Below are 18,059 nucleotides of genomic sequence, written 5' to 3' on the forward strand. Positions count from 1 at the left end.
AAAGATGCGTAACGCCCTGGTATATGCGTTGCCATCGCTATAATAAATAACAATTTAAAATTAAAAGTAAAAATGCCAAAAGTAAAGACTAATTCCGGCGCAAAGAAGAGATTCCGTTTCACCGGTACAGGTAAGATTAAGCGTCATCACGCTTTTCACAGTCACATCTTGACTAAGAAGACAAAGAAGCAGAAGAGAAATCTCCTTGGTGAGACTCTCGTAGACCGTTCAAACTTGAAGCAGGTTCGCGACTTGCTCTGCCTCCGTTAATTATTAACTTTTTAGTCGAACTTTTAAAGAAAAAAAATTATGCCAAGATCAGTAAATCACGTTGCATCAAAAGCAAAAAGAACAAGAATCTTGAAGCTCACTAAGGGTTACTATGGAGCTCGCAAGAATGTATGGACAGTAGCTAAGAACACTTGGGAGAAGGGTCTTACCTACGCTTATCGCGATCGTCGTAACAAGAAGCGCACATTCCGCGCATTGTGGATCCAGCGTATCAACGCTGCTGCTCGCCTCGATGGTATGAGCTACAGCCAGTTGATGGGTGCTCTTCACAAGGCTGGTATCGAGATTAACCGTAAGGTTCTCGCTGACCTCGCTGTAAACAACCCTGAGGCTTTCAAGGCTATCGTTGCAAAGGTGAAGTAAATCCGACGCTAGGCTCTTTTCTTCCGTGAATTTTTCTCGTAAGAAAGTGTTTAGCCTCTAGATTAAAGAAAACTGAAGATTGCATTGGTTGGAAGTATTTCCGCTGATGCAATCTTTTTTTGTACCATAAATATTCAGACGTTCTCGCTTGTAAGAACGTCTAAAGCGCTACCATATTAGACATGAATAGGCAAGATAATACGACTGAGCAAGCGAAATGAGACTGCTGGACAAGCGAAATAAGACTGCTGAGCTAGCGGAACGATATTACTGAGTAAGCGAAATCAGACGTTTAATTGGGTTCAAAGATATAGAATATGAAGTGAAAGGAGATTGGTTCTAAGGTATAAGAAGACTGCTTCTAGAAGATTCCCACTAGGCTCGGCAGAGCTGCTGAGCCTAGTCAGCAGCTCTGCTGACTGCAGTCGGCAGCTCTGCCGAGCCTAGTGATAACCCCTTTTAGTTGTACCACATTACCCCCTTTAGTTGTACGACAATACACCTTTTAGTTGTACGACAATACACCTTTTAGTTGTACGACAATACACCTTTTAGTTGTACGACTATATACCTTTTAGTCGTACGACTATACACCTTTTAGTTGTACGACTACAAGCCTTTTAGTTGTACGAATATAGAAATGACAATTTAGATTTAGGTATATTTAATCTTATTCGTCTGAATTCCACTATATTGTAACATTCTTTTATTTCCTCCCGCTAATGGTAGGTAGTATAAGCATGGTGTATATCAACAAAAAGGGTGCGCCATTATCTTGTGACGCACCCTCATTTATACTTATTTTTACTTGATCAATTCAAGACCCAACTCGAATGTTGTAGTCTTGTTCATGATTTCTGGAAGCTGGACCATAATGCCCTTGAGCATGTTGAATGATTGCAAATCGTCTGCATCCATATCTGTGGGAGGAACCTTCTCGAGCATTGCAACCAAATTTGCAAGCATAGGCTGAACAAATGCCTTGTCTACAAAGAAATATGGCTTGGTACCGTTCCAACGGATGTTTACAGGAATCTTGTTATACTGCTGGAGGATACCCTGAATCTGGGCTTTCTCTGCAGCATCATCAATGTCCTCTGTTGCCTTATTTGCATCGATAGTCACATAGATAAGATTGTCATTGGCTACTGAATAGCTGGCATATCCGTCTGCTGTCTTCCAATCAGAAGTTTCTCCCTCATCAGGAAGTTCACTGTAGGTGGCGTTAATCTTACCATCCTTTGTGAAGGTGACGTTCTTCAAAATCTGTGGAAGATATTCGTTTGCCATGTTGTTCATCAATGGCAAAATCTGTTCTTTTACATCCATTGGCATTACTAATCCACCACCAAAGTCTATGTTAAGCTTGGTATCTGCTGGACAATCCCAAGTGATTTTTACTGAACCGTTGTAGAATTCACCTTTGCCACCGCCCAGTTCTATTTTCTCTACTTCCTGCAGTCCCCAGGTTCCTTCAATCTTCTCGTTGCGTACAAAGTAGTCTTTGTCATTGTCATCATCATCGCTGCTACAAGCAGTGAAGAAGCCAAGGGTGCAAACCATGGCCATTAAATAAATAAACTTTTTCATTTTTCTTCTATTTTTTGTGTATTAATAAATAATTATTGTATTGTTTCTATTTATTTATATAATAATGTACGCGTACATTATATTATATATTACTTCAGCTGATACGTGATACCTACGCTGCCGTAGATAGGATACATCGTCTGCTCGATGGTCTCGAAATCTTTCTTAAAGATACCATTTAAGCCCCAGCTCAGATCAGCACAGAGGCCCCAACGGTTGTTCAAGCGCCAGTCAATTCCGAAATCTATGCCCACCTGCCAGTTGCGCATGTCATCGCTGAAATCGTAATCACCACGCTCGCCTTCATCATGACCCAACTTTACCTTCTGTCCAGTAGGATCGCCCTTAGGATGACCTTCCTCTTGGCGGCGCAAGTAACCATCGTATGCCCAGCCCTCAAACTTCTTTGATGTTACATAGCTAACATACGGACCCAACTTGAAACGGAGGTTGTCGCAAATGTCGTATGTTGCCTGCAATGGTACTGTGATAAGACTCATGTCTACCTTCGTAACCACGTTGCCTGTAAATATACCTTTCAGCTCATCGCCGCCACGTACTATTCTCATATAATAGTTTTTTACGCCTGCATCAATCTTCATGCCCTTGTTTTCGAAGTGGAGTCCTCCAACGAATCCCCATTTGCCTGAAAGTGGGTGATAAGCATCAATACCCAGACTGAAGTTAGGTTGCAGGGTATAGCTGTGCAGTGTACGGATGGTAGCAGGAAGACCGATAGGGGCTGTGCCTCCTATATTATACGCCACGCGAGCCTGATATTGGTAGCCGTGAAGATATTTGTTCCAAGCACTTCCATATTCTCCTGCCCATGATGTGGTTCCGCATGCCAGCAGGAGTGCAAATATTGTTGTTTTTTTCATATTGTTGTTTCCTCCTTTTCTTATTTGCATATCAGTTTGAAACTATCCACCCAGAGGGTACTGCCTATAGCTCCCAGGAAGTTGGCTCCATCAGAGCTGGATGAACAGACGATGGCAAGACTATAGCCTCGATTTTTTAACTTAACGGGGTCGATTTTTTTTCCGTAGGATTGATAATCGAAATCTACGCTGAAGTGATGCCATTCCGGCGTATTTCCAATGGCAACTTTTCCGTTGTCATCATGGGTTTCACCTACCAGAGCAAGTGCCACTATCTGTTTGCTAGTCTGTACATTATCTCCGTAGAGCAATACGGCATTTCCCCTTTCGTCGATGTTCTTATAGAGTACAGCATAGATGGTGCCGTAGTCATGACGATTCAGCTCGTTCATATCCTTATCGGTGAATTTTTCGCCAGCCTGATACTTATACCAGCCTTCCAACTTTACCGGTTTGGCACTAAAACTGATTGGGCGACCGAACTTTGTTGCCTTCATAGCATCGTTCAGTGCATCGGTGGCATCAAACTGTCCGATGAAAAGGTTGCCGGCAGCGATAGGCTTGTGTACTATGTCTGCGAGCTTGCTGGTGCGCTTAGTAGTGAGCTTCACGCCTTTGCCCTTATAGCCGTCTTTTATCATCACGGTAGGATATTCCTCGGGTTTAGCAGAAGAATTGCTAATTTTGTATCCTGAGTTTCCGGTTGCCCAGATGTCGAGAAGATCTCCATTCCAATTTTCCTGCCAGTTGTAGTATCCCTTGCTGAGGTATGCGTTTTCAAATTCGAATTCTATCTCGTTTGGCATTGGGGCCTGTTCCTTCTTGATGCTTACCTGATAGGTGCGGTTCCACTGCTTGTTTTCCGATGTAACCACGTATGTAACAGGACCATTGGAGAAATCGTGTACGCTTCCGCTTTCCGGCTGGATTGTGGCTCCTTTAGTAAGTCGAAACATAGGCGCCTGCTTTTTGAGGTTTGCGAATTGCGTCATCGTGAACTCGATGTTTGTCTTATCACTCTGCACATTGACCAATGTATCAGATGGATTAGTAAACAATAAGTTCAATAAAATCTTGTTGTCTGCATGTATGTATGCCTGCTCGATGTCGCATTCGGCATTGAGCGGTTCTTCCTTGAAGCAAGAGGAGAGGGTAGTGATGCAACTCATTGATAGAGCAGCTACTATAAATCTTGACTGTTTCATATCTTGAACTTTCTTTTCCTTTTGTAATCTGGAGAATCGTTTCTCTTTCTTTTCAGATAATTCTTGAGAGAATGATTTCTCTAGCTCATATAAATTATTGCTTTATCGGTTGCAAAGATAAACAGAAAACTTGAAACTACCAAATGTTTTTGTGCTTTTCGACATGTTTTGCTAGAAAAATGCCATGAATTAGCGGTTTTAGAACATGAATTAATGGAGTAGAGTTACTGGAGTTGGTAGGTATCACTTGATAGTTTTTTTTAAAAACACATAATAAAAAAGGGGACTGAAATCTCATTACTGAAATTTCAGTCCCCTGAATGTTATTTAGCTAATGAATAGCAAATGCCTGATCTGTTTAAGATTAAGCCTTGCCCTCCATCTGAGCCTTCAACTTAGCGAGGGCATCGATATCACCGAGTGATGTGCTAGCAGCAACGTTGTTGATCATAGCTGTCTCGTTGTTGTTCTTGCGACCGCCGTTTGCACGCTTGTGAGCTGGCTTAGCAACTGGCTCGTTACCCTCCTCGAATGTACGAGAGTGAGAGAGGATGATGCGCTTTGTCTCCTTAACGAACTCGATAACCTTGAAGTCGAGAGTCTCGCCCTTCTTAGCCATTGTGCCGTCCTCCTTAGTGAGGTGCTTAGGAGTAGCGAAACCTTCACCACCCTCAGCTAGAGCTACAACAGCACCCTTGTCCATCAACTCAGTGATAGTACCCTGGTGAACAGAACCTGGAGTGTAGATTGCCTCATACTCATCCCATGGGTTCTTCTCCAACTGCTTGTGGCCGAGGCTCAAGCGACGGTTCTCCTTATCGATTTCGAGAACTACTACGTCGATAGAAGCGCCTACAGAAGTGAACTCAGATGGGTGCTTAACCTTCTTAGTCCAAGAGAGGTCAGAGATGTGGATCAAACCATCAACACCTTCCTCGAGCTCTACGAAGATACCGAAGTTAGTGAAGTTGCGAACCTTAGCTGTGTGCTTGCTGCCAACAGGATACTTAGTCTCGATAGCCTCCCATGGATCTTCCTTGAGCTGCTTGATACCAAGGCTCATCTTGCGCTCAGCGCGGTCGAGAGTCAGGATAACTGCCTCTACCTCGTCACCTACCTTCATGAAGTCCTGAGCAGAACGCAAGTGCTGGCTCCAAGACATTTCAGATACGTGGATCAAGCCCTCTACACCTGGAGCAATCTCAACGAATGCACCATAGTCAGCCATAACCACTACCTTACCCTTCACGTGATCACCTACCTTGAGGTTCTCATCGAGAGCATCCCATGGATGTGGAGTGAGCTGCTTCAAACCGAGAGCGATACGCTTCTTCTCCTCATCGAAGTCGAGGATAACAACGTTGATCTTCTGGTCGAGAGATACAACCTCGTGTGGATCGCTTACGCGGCCCCAAGAGAGGTCTGTGATGTGGATCAAACCGTCAACACCGCCGAGGTCAACGAATACACCGTAAGTAGTGATGTTCTTAACGGTACCCTCGAGGATCTGACCCTTCTCGAGCTTGCCGATGATCTCCTTACGCTGCTGCTCGAGCTCCTGCTCGATGAGAGCCTTGTGAGATACAACGACATTGCGGAACTCCTGGTTGATCTTTACAACCTTGAACTCCATTGTCTTGCCTACGAATACGTCGTAGTCGCGTATAGGGTGAACGTCGATCTGGCTTCCTGGCAAGAAAGCTTCGATACCGAAAACGTCAACGATCATACCGCCCTTAGTACGGCACTTGATGTAACCCTGGATAACTTCCTCGTTCTCGAGAGCTGCATTAACACGCTCCCAAGACTTGCTGAGGCGAGCCTTCTTGTGAGAGAGTACCAACTGGCCCTTTACGTCCTCCTGGTTCTCTACATAAACCTCAACCTTGTCGCCTACCTTGAGGTCTGGGTTGTAACGGAATTCAGAAGCAGGGATAATACCATCGCTCTTGTAACCGATGTTTACGATAACCTCTTTCTTGTCTACAGAGATTACTGTACCCTCTACAACCTGGTGTTCTGTTACCTTGTTAAGAGTTTCGTCATAGGCCTTCTCGAGGTCTGTTTTGCTGACGTTTGCGCTTGTGCCATTCTCAAACTCATCCCAATTGAAGTCGTCCAATGGCTTTACGTTCTTTAAATCTGACATAAAAAATAATTAAAAAATTAAAATTAATAAAGTTTGACTTTATGTGAATTGTATAAATCGGGCGCAAAATTACTCATTTTCTTTGAGTTACAGGCATTTACTCTTGATTTTCTTCTTTTTGTTAGTAATATTTAACTAAAATCACTATTTTTGTAACTACTCAGCACCCCTATAGAAAACTTCTCGTTAATAAAGCATAAACTTGATTTTGCTTATTTTCTTCATCATTACAAACTTTTTAATGATTGAGTCGATGAGGACGTAGGCTGTTTAAAACAGTTCATTTAACGAGTTCTTTTCCGATGATGCCTCCAACATGTCTCCTTTGTCTATTATCGCCTTTCAACAGATTATCTGCCAGGAGATGCGTTTTTGCATTCCCCGTAAGTCAAAAGTCTGCGTTAATGGATGTAAATCGTGATTTTGCCATGTGGAGAAAAATGCTTATCTTTGCACCAAAAAAATGGCAAGCGACTGTACTGACATAGATGTTGTTTTGCGCCAGATAAACCAGCGTCTGCGCAAACTTGAGAAGTCCGACTCCGAGAAGACTGAGGAGATCGGACGCCTCAACCGTGTCATTAACCAGAAGGACGTGGAGATACATAATCTAAAGACAGAACTTGCTTCCACAAAGGCAGAACTTGCCGTTGCTAAAGAGCGCATCAAGGAACTCGAGGGAGCTGATGACGATACATCAAGTACACCAGGAAAGCCCGAGAAAAACAGCAGTAACAGCAGTATCCCTCCATCCCAAGAAAGTATCGCTTCCCGTGAGCTGCGCAGGACAAAGTCTCTTCGCAAGCCAAGCGGAAAGCCGAGCGGTGGACAGCCTGGCCACAAGGGTCACACACTGCAGACTATAGCAGAACCAGACGTAATTGTAAAGCACGAACCAGTCTATTGTAAATGCTGTGGTCGGCTCTTGATTGATATACCATGCCAGAAGATCCGTAAGACACAAATTGTTGATATCAAGGTGGTCGTAGAGACCTGCGAGGAACAGTATTACGAGAAGGTCTGTGAATGCGGTTGCGTAAACAACTGCGAAGCTCCCAACTGTCGTATCAAGTATGGTGACAACCTCCGTGCACTGGTGACATACCTTAATGTAGTGCAGTGTATTCCGTTCAAAAGGATTGCAGAACTTATATCCGACCTGTCCGGCCAGAATATAAGTGAGGGTACAGTGCAGAACATACTCAAAGAGAATAGCGGCAAGGCAGACTGTGCATATGAGGAAATACGCAAGAGGCTGGAAACAGCGTCTGTCGTAGGAGCCGATGAAACTGGTGCTACGGTAGGAAAGCATCTGCATTGGAACTGGATATTCCAGAACGACCTGCTTACATACGTGTTCCAGTCAGAATCGCGAGGTCAGAAGGCCATAGATTCCAGGTTTCCAAAGGGACTTCCCTATTCGACACTTGTGACTGACAGACATCAGAGCTACTTCAAGATGAATGTTAAGGACCATCAGGTCTGCCTGGCTCATCTTCTTAGGAATGCAGAGTATCTGAACGAACTGGATCCAAACCAGAACTGGTCACGGAGATTCATCCATCTGATAGAACACTCTATAAATCTCAGAAGAGAGGACAACATTACCTCTAGAAAGATAAAGGTACTGAAGACAAAGATGAAGAACCTCTTGGGTGAAAGCCTCACGCATTTAGATAACGAGTTTGAGAAATTCAAGAGGGGTATCCTTAAAGTCAAAGACTACCTATTTACCTTTCTCTCCAATCCAAGTGTGCCTTACGAGAACAATGCCAGTGAGCGGGGAGTTAGGAAAATCAAGATAAAGCAGAAAGTCAGCGGTTGCTTCCGAACAGACAGCGGTGCCGATGATTTTGCCAAGTTGCACTCCATTGCTGAAACTGCTATGAAGAACGGAAATTCTAAATTCAATGCAATTCTTGCTGTAGTACAACAGTAAGACGATTACTCATGCCCATAGGGGTGCTGAGTAGTTACCTATTTTTGGTGGGTTCCTTTGGGGAAATACATAATATATATATACGCATAACCTTTTAAATGCTCTGATAACTTCATCCTCGATATTTCTTCCTGTGATGTTCTTCTCTGTTATCCGTGTTTTCATCTGATTCTATGATGAAAATGAAGAGGGAAGAAAAATAATGGCGAAAGAAAAAACCGGGCGAAATTTTCATTTGTATGAAAATGAGTTAAATTCATTAAAAAAAGACACCGAAATGTTGGCGATAACAAAATAATTGTTACCTTTGCGTTCAAAATGTAATGAATATAATAAAATAAATGATATGACACTAGTCATCCTTGCCATACTGATACTGGCATATATTCTCATTGCAACCGAGAATATTACCAAGGTGAACCGTGCTGCCGTAGCCATCTTTGCTGGAACGGTAGGATGGGTTCTCTATATCTGTTTCGGTATGGACTTCGTGACCAGTGAACACTCTTCTGATTATTCGCGCTATCTGAATCTCGGAATGTGGAACGAGATAGAATCCACCAGTACAACGGTGAAGTATTTTATTGCCCGTAACATCTTCCTTCCTTATGTGGGTAGAGCAGCAGAAATCGTACTTTTCCTGCTTGCTACTATGACGATAGTTGAAATTCTCAATAACAATGGTTGCTTCGATTTCATACGCCAGTTGTTACGTACCCGAAGCGCCAAGAAAATGCTATGGATTCTCGCTGCCGTGACCTTTGTTATCTCGGCAAATCTCGATAATCTTACTACAACAGTGATGATGCTTACGATGATGCATGGGGTAATTCCAAACCGTCGTCAGCGCATGGTGTATGGAGGTGCCATTCTTCTTTCTGCCAACTGTGGCGGAGCTCTTACCGTTATCGGAAATCCGGAAGGACTGGTGATGTGGAATATGGGTGCTGTAACGGCTACTCATTATTTCCTGTCGCTTCTGTTGCCATGTCTTGCAGCCTGGCTCATTCCGTTGTTGATGATGCAGCGCATGCTGCCTGAAAGAGTAGAGACAGAATGGATTGCTATGCCATACCGCGGTGATGATACCCGTCTCAATGTATGGCAGCGCTTGCTGATGCTCTTTGTGGGTATCGGTGGATTGTGGTTTATCCCTACCTTCCATAATATTACGAAATTGAGTCCTTTCCTCGGTGCGCTCTGCGTATTGGGCGTACTTTGGATTGTGAACGAGATATTCAACCGTAAACTCATGAATATGGATGCGATGGCTGACCGTCGCACCCCTAGAGTCTTCCAATACGGAGTTATCCAGATGATTCTTTTCGTGATGGGTATCATGCTTGCCATCGGAGTGGTGAAGGAGACCGGCGCTTTTGACGATTTTGCTACTCTTCTCAACTCTGTCGGTATGGATGATAAGCGTCCTGGCGTGCTGTTGCATGGCGTCTTGGCTGGTATCATCAGTACTGTACTTGACAACTTTGCTACAGCCATGAACTTTTTCTCCCTTCATGATCTGGCAAATGTGAATGATCCTTCATTCAGCATGCTTACTGATTATCAAACCAATGGTATCTACTGGCAGATGATTGCATATTGCGTAATGGCTGGTGGTAACGTTCTTGGTATCGGTACAATCAGCGGTCTTGCCCTGATGAAGATGGAACGTATGCACATGGGGTGGTATTTCCGCAATATTGGCTGGAAAGCTTTGATGGGTGGCGTCATCGGACTTGCTATCCTTTGGCTCTCCCATATTCTGGTGGCTGGTGCCGCAAACCTAATTATTTAAATCGATAAACCCAAACAAAGCAAGGGGGATACCCTTGGATACCTACTGTATATGTAGGGGTAATGGATGAAAACCATCATCCTGATAGGATAATAAACTAACATTAAAAATATATATAATATAATAAGGTATAGTTATGGCAAAGATTAAGACTATTGGAATTTTAACATCTGGAGGAGATGCTCCAGGTATGAATGCTGCTATCCGTGCGGTTACCCGTTCGGCTATCTACAACGGTTTCACTGTGAAAGGTATCTATCGTGGTTACGATGGTCTCATCAATGATGAAATTAAAACCTTTTCTACAGAGAACGTAAGCGGTATCATCGGTACTGGTGGTACGATGCTGAAGACAGCCCGTTCTAAGGAATTCATGACCGAGGAAGGTCGTCAGAAGGCATTTGAAACGATTCAGAAAGAGGAAATAGATGCGCTTGTCGTGATTGGCGGTAACGGTTCGCTGACAGGTGCGATGAATTTCGCACGTGAGTTTGATATATGCTGCATCGGATTGCCAGGAACAATTGATAATGACCTTTATGGTACAGACAATACAATCGGTTATGATACTACGATGAATACCATCGTAGAATGTGTAGACCGCATCCGTGATACTGCGCAGAGTCACGAGCGTATCTTCTTTATCGAGGTGATGGGCCGTGATGCCGGCTTCCTGGCGCAGAATTCAGCTATCGCCAGTGGAGCAGAGGCAGCTATCATTCCAGAGGATTCTACCGACGTAGACCAGTTGGCTCAATTCATGGAGCGTGGTATCCGTAAGTCTAAGAAGAGTTGTATCGTCATCGTGTCAGAGAGTCCTAAGTGCGGTGCTCTTTATTATGCCGACCGTGTGCGCAAGGAGTTCCCTGAGTTTGATGTACGTGTATCTATCCTGGGTCACTTGCAGCGTGGCGGCCGTCCGTCAGCCCGTGACCGTATTCTTGCGAGCCGTACCGGTTGTGGTGCCATCGAGGCTATCATGCAGGGACAGCGCAATGTGATGATTGGTGTACGCAACAACGAGGTGGTATACGTTCCGCTTTCTGAAGCCATCCGCTCAGATAAGCCATTCGACCGTAAACTGATCAAGGTTTTGGACGAGTTGAGTATCTAATATATAGAGATTGGAGTAAGAAGAAGGGAGTTTGGACTCCTGACTTCTTGCTTTTGCATGGGAAAATGGTTTAAAGGGAACTAAAAATGGTTTAATAAGGTATAAAAGCCGAATAAAACTTTTAATTAATTTGTGGTTTCCATAAATTGTTGTTACTTTTGCAGCCAAGAATAATATAAATATATATAACATTTAAACTAATAAGCTTATGTCACAAATTAACGGACGTATCTCTCAGATTATCGGTCCTGTTATCGACGTTTACTTCGATACAAAGGGCGAGAATCCAGAGAAGGTGCTTCCTAAAATTTATGAAGCTCTGAAGGTAAAACGTCCAGACGGCCGCGAGCTTGTCATCGAGGTGCAGCAGCACATCGGTGAGGATACAGTTCGCTGTGTCGCTATGGATAATACTGACGGTTTGCAGCGCGGTTTGGAGGTTATCCCTACAGGTAACCCAATCCAGATGCCAGCCGGAGAGCAGATCAAGGGCCGTATGATGAATGTCATCGGACAGCCTATTGATGGTATGAATGAATTGGACATGAAGGGTGCTTATCCTATCCACCGTGAGGCTCCGAAGTTTGACGAACTTTCTACTCACAAGGAGATGCTTGCTACCGGTATTAAGGTGATCGACCTGCTCGAACCTTACATGAAGGGTGGTAAGATTGGTCTTTTCGGTGGTGCCGGTGTAGGTAAGACGGTGCTTATCATGGAGTTGATCAACAACATTGCCAAGGGACACAACGGCTACTCTGTATTTGCCGGAGTAGGTGAGCGTACCCGTGAGGGTAACGACTTGATTCGAGACATGCTCGAGTCTGGCGTTATCAAGTATGGCGAGAAGTTCCGTAAAGCGATGGAAGAAGGTAAGTGGGATCTCTCACTTGTCGATCCTGAGGAACTTGCCAAGAGTCAGGCTACCTTGGTATATGGTCAGATGAATGAGCCACCTGGGGCACGTGCTTCTGTAGCTCTCTCTGGTTTGACCGTAGCTGAGGAGTTCCGTGATCACGGAGGTAAGAATGGTGAGGCAGCAGATATCATGTTCTTCATCGATAACATCTTCCGTTTCACCCAGGCTGGTTCTGAGGTATCTGCGCTGTTGGGTCGTATGCCATCAGCCGTAGGTTATCAGCCAACGCTGGCTTCTGAGATGGGTGCCATGCAGGAGCGAATCACTTCTACCAAGAATGGTTCCATCACCTCTGTACAGGCCGTTTATGTGCCTGCCGATGACTTGACCGACCCTGCTCCAGCTACCACCTTTACTCACCTGGATGCTACCACTGAGCTTTCCCGTAAGATTGCATCTCTCGGTATCTATCCTGCCGTAGACCCGCTGGGTTCTACCTCTCGTATCCTCGACCCGCTGATTGTGGGCAAGGCGCACTACGATTGTGCACAGCGAGTAAAGCAGTTGTTGCAGCGTTATAACGAGTTGCAGGATATCATTGCCATCCTCGGTATGGATGAGCTCTCTGATGAAGATAAGTTGACCGTGAACCGTGCACGCCGTGTACAGCGTTTCCTGAGTCAGCCATTCACCGTAGCAGAGCAGTTTACCGGTTTGAAGGGTGTGATGGTTCCTATCGAAGAGACTATCAAGGGCTTCAACGCCATCCTCGACGGTGAGGTAGATGACCTGCCAGAGCAGGCTTTCCTCAACGTAGGTACTATCGAGGATGCCAAGGAGAAGGCTAAGCAGTTGCTCGCAGCAGCACAGGCGTAATCTTTAAATCCACGGCTTATGTTACAGCTAAAGATAGTATCTCCTGAGAAAGTAGTCTTCCAGGGTGAGGTAGAGAGCGTACTGGTTCCGGGAACCCTCGGCTCGTTCGAGATTCTCAAGGATCACGCGCCTATCATCTCTTCGCTCGAAGTGGGCAAGGTGGAATACACCACCAGGGAAGGCAAGCAGGTAATGAACATCAAGGGCGGATTCGTGGAATGTAAGAAAAACGAAGTAAGCCTTTGCGTAGAAGTTTAGATAAGTGATTAATTATTAGATAATGGAAAAAGACGAAAAGTTGCGCTTGCAGACTATCAGACAGGCGAGTATCAAGTATAAGCAGATTTCTTTGTGGCTTACAGCAGCAGTGGCTCTTGCCGTGCTCTTTGCCTGCAGATTGTCTGCTCAATGCGATGATATGATACCCCAGGTAGTTAACCCGTTGGTAGTGAGTGCGATATTCTCACTCGTTGCAAGTACTGCTTATGGTGAAGCATGGAAGGCTGTTGCAAAGTCATCGCCAGCCAATCTCGCCAAGTTCTATCTGGCGGCACTGGTCTTGAAACTGATGGCTGGTACATTGGTATTCCTCATCTATGTGCTGGTATGCGACAAGCAGAACATTCTGGGCTTTACCGCCATCTTCGCCCTTTTCTATGTCGTACTTCTCGTGTTCGACTGCATCTACTTCGCTCGGGTAGAGAAAAAGAACCGTCTTTCATAAGCGGTTCTGAAACAAATAATTAATAAACAAAAGTAAGAATTAAAGAATATGAAACATCTCAAGCAATTCCTCTTGATGGCGATGCTGCTCTTTACGCTGGCACCTCTGCAGGTATCGGCTAAGGAGAACATCGATGTGAAAGAGATATTGTGGGGTCATATCAAGGATTCTTATGAATGGCATATCACCAAGGTGGGAGACCATCCCGTAGTGATTCATCTGCCAATCATCGTTAACACCACTTCGGGCTGGCACGTGTTCTGCAGCAGCGAATTCTCGGAAGAGAAGGATGCCAATGGAGACCGTCCTGGACCTTTCAACCTGGTGATCAAGAACGCTGATGCGCAGGCGAATCCCAACAAGATAGTAGAGAAGGTGGGAGGCCAGGAGGTTCGTCCGCTTGACATCTCCATCACGAAGACCGTTTGCGTGCTCTTCATTGATGCTATCATCCTGTTGCTCTGTGTCCTGATACCAGCCCGCTGGTGCAGGAAGCACAAGGTGGATGACCCTGCACCAAAGGGATTTGTGGGACTGATGCACATGTTCATCATGTCGGTATATACCGATGTAATCAAGGCTACGCTCGGTAAGGAGGCGCCAAAGTACGCACCATGGTTGCTTACTTGCTTCTTCTTTATCTTCGTGGCGAACATCATGGGTATCGTACCATTCCCTCCAGGTGGTGGTAACCTGACGGGTAATATCGCCTGCACCGTATTCTTCGGTGTAACGACATTCCTGATCACCAACTTCACCGGTACCAAGGAATACTGGAAGGATATCTTCTGGCCGGAGGTACCAACCTGGTTGAAGGTCCCTGTGCCACTGATGCCATTCATCGAGCTCTTCGGAATCTTTACGAAACCGCTGGCTCTGATTATCCGACTCTTCGCCAACATGATGGCGGGTCACGCCATCGCACTTTCGTTTGCGGCTATCATTTTCATTATGTTCAACATCAGTGAGAATGCTATCGCCAACTATGTGGCAGGTACGGGTATGACAATAGTAAGTGTTGCGATGAGCGCCTTTATGATGCTCCTCGAAGTATTGGTAAGCTACATTCAGGCATTGGTATTCACCATGCTGAGTGCAGTATTCATCTCGCTGGCTCATGTAAAGTCTCATGAGGCTGAGCCAGAGGTAGTGAAGTAGTTTATAGCTTATAGATTACGGATCTAATTTCATTCAGATAATAAACAAAGAAAATATTAACAACTTAAATTATTAAGATTATGTTATCACTTTTATTAGCAGCAGAGATTGCAAAGTTGGGTGCCGCAGTAGGTGCAGGTTTGGCCGCTATTGGCGCAGGTATTGGTATCGGTCGCATTGGTGGCCAGGCTATGGACGCTATGGCTCGTCAGCCAGAGAAGATGGGCGACCTCCGTTCTTCTATGATTATTGCAGCTGCGTTGGTTGAGGGTGTTGCGTTCTTCGCTGTCATCATCGCCATCCTGGCAATCGTTATGTAATCATCTCATCTGTCACTATCATCTGCCCCGATAAAAGGAAGTCTCAGGCATCAGCCTGATGTCTTTCCGGGGCATGATAGAGATGATTCTAGAGTTAGTTAAAATAAAACGTTTAAGTAAAACTTTAACCAGTATATATGGATTTATTAATTCCTGATAGCGGTTTGCTCTTCTGGATGACGCTGGTCTTCATCATCGTCTTCATCATTCTTTGGAAGGCTGGATTCCCAGCCATCATTAAGATGGTGGACGAGCGCAAGGCTTTCATTGATGATAGTCTGAAGAAGGCTCACGAAGCCAACGAGAAGCTTGCCAATATCCAAAAAGAAGGTGAATCCATCTTGCAGGAAGCTCGCGAGAAGCAGGCTGCCCTCCTCAAGGAGGCTGCCGAAACCCGCGATGCCATTGTAGAGAAAGCACAGGATAAAGCTCGCGAAGAAGGCGCACGTCTCCTCTCTGATGCCAAGAAGCAGATTGAGACCGAGAAGCAGAACGCCATTCGTGAAATCCGAGGCCAGGTAGCCGAACTCTCTGTTCAGATTGCAGAGAAGGTGCTCAAGGCTAAGCTCTCTGACGACAAGGCACAGATGGATATGATAAATCGACTGCTGGACGAGGTTTCTTCTGACAACAAATAGTAAAGCTTATGGATATAGGTGTAATATCGGTGCGTTATGCCCGTGCCCTCATCAAGGCTGCACTCGGCATGAAGCTCGAAGATCAGGTCTACCAGGAGATGCAGACGCTCTTTAAGAGCTACATCGACGTGCCTGAACTGAGATTTACGATAGACAACCCTATGCTTTCCAAAGACAAGAAAGAGGCACTTCTCATTACAGCCCTGGGCAAGGAGCCTACGGAACTGAGCAAGAAGTTTATCGCTCTCGTCTTGAAAGAGGATAGGGAGAGCACCCTGCAATTCATGGCTGCTTCGTATATCACTCTTTACAGGAAACAGAAGAACATCATCCGCGGTAAGCTGATCACCGCCACTGCCGTTGACGCCTCTACTGAGGATAAGATGCGCAAGATGGTGGAGCAGAGAACGAAAGGTACTGTGGAGTTCAAGACCGAGGTGAACCCTGAACTGATTGGCGGTTTCATCCTTGAGTATGATACTTACAGAATGGATGCGAGCGTAAAGACTAAGCTCAACAACATTCTGACACAGCTCAAAAAGTAAAAATAATTAAAGTAAATAAACAATGTCAGATAAAATTAAACCAAGTGAGGTGTCTGAGGTTCTTCAGCAGCAGCTCCAGGAGGTTAATGGCTCTCAGCAGTTTGACGAGGTGGGTACTGTGCTTACCGTCAGCGATGGCGTGGCTCGTATCTATGGTCTGCGCAATGCCGAGGCTAATGAGCTTCTTGAGTTTGAGAACGGAACCATGGCTATCGTCATGAACTTGGAGGAAGACAATGTAGGTTGTGTCCTCTTAGGTCCTACAGCTGGCATCAAGGAGGGACAGAGCGTGAAGCGTACACACCGTATCGCTTCTATCCGCGTAAACGACAACTTCCTCGGACGTGTCGTAAACCCTCTGGGTCAGGCTATTGATGGTCTGGGTGACATCGACCTCACCGATTCTTTCGAGATGCCTTTGGATCGTAAGGCACCTGGTGTAATCTATCGTCAGCCAGTAAAGGAACCTCTTCAGACTGGTTTGAAGGCGGTAGACTCTATGATTCCTATCGGTCGTGGACAGCGTGAGTTGATCATCGGTGACCGTCAGACCGGTAAGACTGCCATCGCAGTGGATACCATCATCAACCAGAAGAGTTTCTATGAGGCTGGCAAGCCAGTATATTGTATCTATGTAGCTATCGGTCAGAAAGCATCTACCGTTGCAGCATTGGTACAGAACCTCAAGGAGCATGGCGCCCTGCCATATACCATCATCGTAAGTGCTACCGCTGCCGATCCTGCAGCCATGCAGTATTACGCACCATTTGCCGGTGCAGCTATCGGTGAGTACTTCCGCGACCGTGGTTACTCAGCTCTCGTCGTATACGATGACTTGAGTAAGCAGGCTGTGGCTTACCGTGAGGTATCTCTGATCCTCCGCCGTCCATCCGGACGTGAGGCTTACCCTGGTGATGTCTTCTATCTCCACTCTCGTCTGTTGGAGCGTGCCGCTCGTATCAACGACCAGCAGGAGGTAGCCGAGCAGATGAACGACCTTCCAGAGTGCATGAAGGGTCACGTTAAGGGTGGTGGTTCTTTGACAGCCCTCCCTATCATCGAAACACAGGCTGGTGACGTATCAGCATACATCCCAACCAACGTGATTTCCATCACCGACGGTCAGATCTTCCTTGAGACCGACCTCTTCAACCAGGGCTTCCGTCCAGCTATCAACGTAGGTATCTCCGTATCTCGTGTAGGTGGTTCTGCCCAGATCAAGAGTATGAAGAAGGTGGCTGGTACACTGAAGATTGATATGGCTCAGTATCGTGAGCTGGAGGCCTTCTCTAAGTTCTCTAGCGATATGGATGCCGTAACAGCGATGACTCTGGACCGTGGCCGTAAGAACGACCAGTTGCTGGTTCAGCCTCAGTACCGCCCAATGCCGGTAGGCGAGCAGGTAGCTATTCTCTATTGTGGTGTTCACGGATTGATGCACGACGTGCCAATGGATAAGGTTCGCGACTGTCAGGATCTGTTCCTCGATGCAATGCGCAGCCAGCACGCTGATGTGATTGAGACTTTGGGCGATGGTAAACTCACCGACGATGCCATTAAGGCAGTCGAGGAGACCATGGCTAATGTTGCAGGACAATATAAAGCGTAATAG

17 protein-coding genes are annotated in these 18,059 nt (G+C 45.6%); 13 read left to right on the plus strand and 4 right to left on the minus strand.

Features of this window, described 5'->3' with window-relative positions; all coding sequences use genetic code 11:
* Window positions 1–72: 72 nt before the first annotated feature.
* Both rpmI and rplT read left to right on the plus strand, forming a co-directional pair.
* On the plus strand, window positions 73–270 hold the full coding sequence (gene rpmI, locus KUA46_RS02810) for a 50S ribosomal protein L35 (RefSeq protein ID WP_006846865.1): 198 nt from the start codon (window positions 73–75) through the stop codon (window positions 268–270).
* A gap of 39 nt (window positions 271–309) precedes the next feature.
* A complete protein-coding gene (gene rplT / locus KUA46_RS02815) occupies window positions 310–654 on the plus strand; it encodes a 50S ribosomal protein L20 (protein ID WP_006846863.1) in 345 nt (114 codons plus the stop codon).
* A gap of 804 nt (window positions 655–1,458) precedes the next feature.
* On the opposite strand, the gene KUA46_RS02820 is transcribed toward rplT, so the two are convergent.
* The 4 genes from KUA46_RS02820 to rpsA form a co-directional block, all read right to left on the minus strand.
* Window positions 1,459–2,244 carry a hypothetical protein gene (locus KUA46_RS02820; RefSeq protein ID WP_153089293.1) on the minus strand — a complete coding sequence of 262 codons (786 nt, stop codon included), beginning with the start codon at window positions 2,242–2,244 and terminating at the stop codon, window positions 1,459–1,461.
* Window positions 2,245–2,333: 89 nt separating this feature from the next.
* A complete protein-coding gene (locus KUA46_RS02825; protein WP_218487028.1) occupies window positions 2,334–3,125 on the minus strand; it encodes a porin family protein in 792 nt (263 codons plus the stop codon).
* Between the two features lie 20 nt (window positions 3,126–3,145).
* Window positions 3,146–4,330 carry a PCMD domain-containing protein gene (locus KUA46_RS02830; protein ID WP_218487027.1) on the minus strand — a complete coding sequence of 395 codons (1,185 nt, stop codon included), beginning with the start codon at window positions 4,328–4,330 and terminating at the stop codon, window positions 3,146–3,148.
* A 364-nt stretch (window positions 4,331–4,694) separates the two neighbouring features.
* Window positions 4,695–6,479, minus strand: coding sequence for a 30S ribosomal protein S1 (rpsA, locus tag KUA46_RS02835; protein WP_022121938.1), 1,785 nt, complete (start codon window positions 6,477–6,479; stop codon window positions 4,695–4,697).
* Window positions 6,480–6,942: 463 nt separating this feature from the next.
* Here rpsA and tnpC point away from each other — a divergent pair, with 463 nt between their 5' ends.
* The 11 genes from tnpC to atpA all read left to right on the plus strand — a co-directional run bounded on the left by tnpC (window position 6,943) and on the right by atpA (window position 18,056).
* Entirely contained in the window at window positions 6,943–8,418 is a 1,476-nt protein-coding gene (gene tnpC / locus KUA46_RS02840; RefSeq protein WP_434725783.1) for an IS66 family transposase, read from the plus strand.
* 346 nt (window positions 8,419–8,764) lie between these two features.
* On the plus strand, window positions 8,765–10,213 hold the full coding sequence (locus KUA46_RS02845; protein ID WP_217746250.1) for an SLC13 family permease: 1,449 nt from the start codon (window positions 8,765–8,767) through the stop codon (window positions 10,211–10,213).
* Window positions 10,214–10,349: 136 nt separating this feature from the next.
* Window positions 10,350–11,327 (plus strand): 6-phosphofructokinase, encoded by a 978-nt coding sequence (gene pfkA / locus KUA46_RS02850; protein ID WP_006846856.1) that lies wholly within the window; start codon window positions 10,350–10,352, stop codon window positions 11,325–11,327.
* Between the two features lie 208 nt (window positions 11,328–11,535).
* Window positions 11,536–13,062 (plus strand): F0F1 ATP synthase subunit beta, encoded by a 1,527-nt coding sequence (gene atpD / locus KUA46_RS02855; RefSeq protein ID WP_006846855.1) that lies wholly within the window; start codon window positions 11,536–11,538, stop codon window positions 13,060–13,062.
* A gap of 18 nt (window positions 13,063–13,080) precedes the next feature.
* Window positions 13,081–13,320, plus strand: a complete 240-nt coding sequence (gene atpC / locus KUA46_RS02860) for an ATP synthase F1 subunit epsilon (RefSeq protein WP_153085474.1) — start codon at window positions 13,081–13,083, stop codon at window positions 13,318–13,320.
* 22 nt (window positions 13,321–13,342) lie between these two features.
* A complete protein-coding gene (locus KUA46_RS02865) occupies window positions 13,343–13,786 on the plus strand; it encodes a hypothetical protein (protein WP_218487085.1) in 444 nt (147 codons plus the stop codon).
* A 48-nt stretch (window positions 13,787–13,834) separates the two neighbouring features.
* Window positions 13,835–14,944, plus strand: a complete 1,110-nt coding sequence (locus tag KUA46_RS02870) for a F0F1 ATP synthase subunit A (RefSeq protein WP_022121943.1) — start codon at window positions 13,835–13,837, stop codon at window positions 14,942–14,944.
* An 80-nt stretch (window positions 14,945–15,024) separates the two neighbouring features.
* Entirely contained in the window at window positions 15,025–15,264 is a 240-nt protein-coding gene (gene atpE / locus KUA46_RS02875) for an ATP synthase F0 subunit C (RefSeq protein WP_006846851.1), read from the plus strand.
* Window positions 15,265–15,401: 137 nt separating this feature from the next.
* Window positions 15,402–15,902: a F0F1 ATP synthase subunit B gene (atpF, locus tag KUA46_RS02880; protein ID WP_218487084.1), complete on the plus strand. Its 501-nt coding sequence runs from the start codon at window positions 15,402–15,404 to the stop codon at window positions 15,900–15,902.
* An 8-nt stretch (window positions 15,903–15,910) separates the two neighbouring features.
* On the plus strand, window positions 15,911–16,447 hold the full coding sequence (locus KUA46_RS02885; RefSeq protein ID WP_022121944.1) for a F0F1 ATP synthase subunit delta: 537 nt from the start codon (window positions 15,911–15,913) through the stop codon (window positions 16,445–16,447).
* A gap of 22 nt (window positions 16,448–16,469) precedes the next feature.
* Window positions 16,470–18,056: a F0F1 ATP synthase subunit alpha gene (gene atpA, locus KUA46_RS02890; protein ID WP_118079073.1), complete on the plus strand. Its 1,587-nt coding sequence runs from the start codon at window positions 16,470–16,472 to the stop codon at window positions 18,054–18,056.
* Window positions 18,057–18,059: the final 3 nt, after the last annotated feature.

The sequence above is a fragment of the Segatella copri genome, from assembly GCF_019249765.2.
Taxonomy (GTDB): Bacteria; Bacteroidota; Bacteroidia; order Bacteroidales; family Bacteroidaceae; genus Prevotella; species Prevotella copri_K.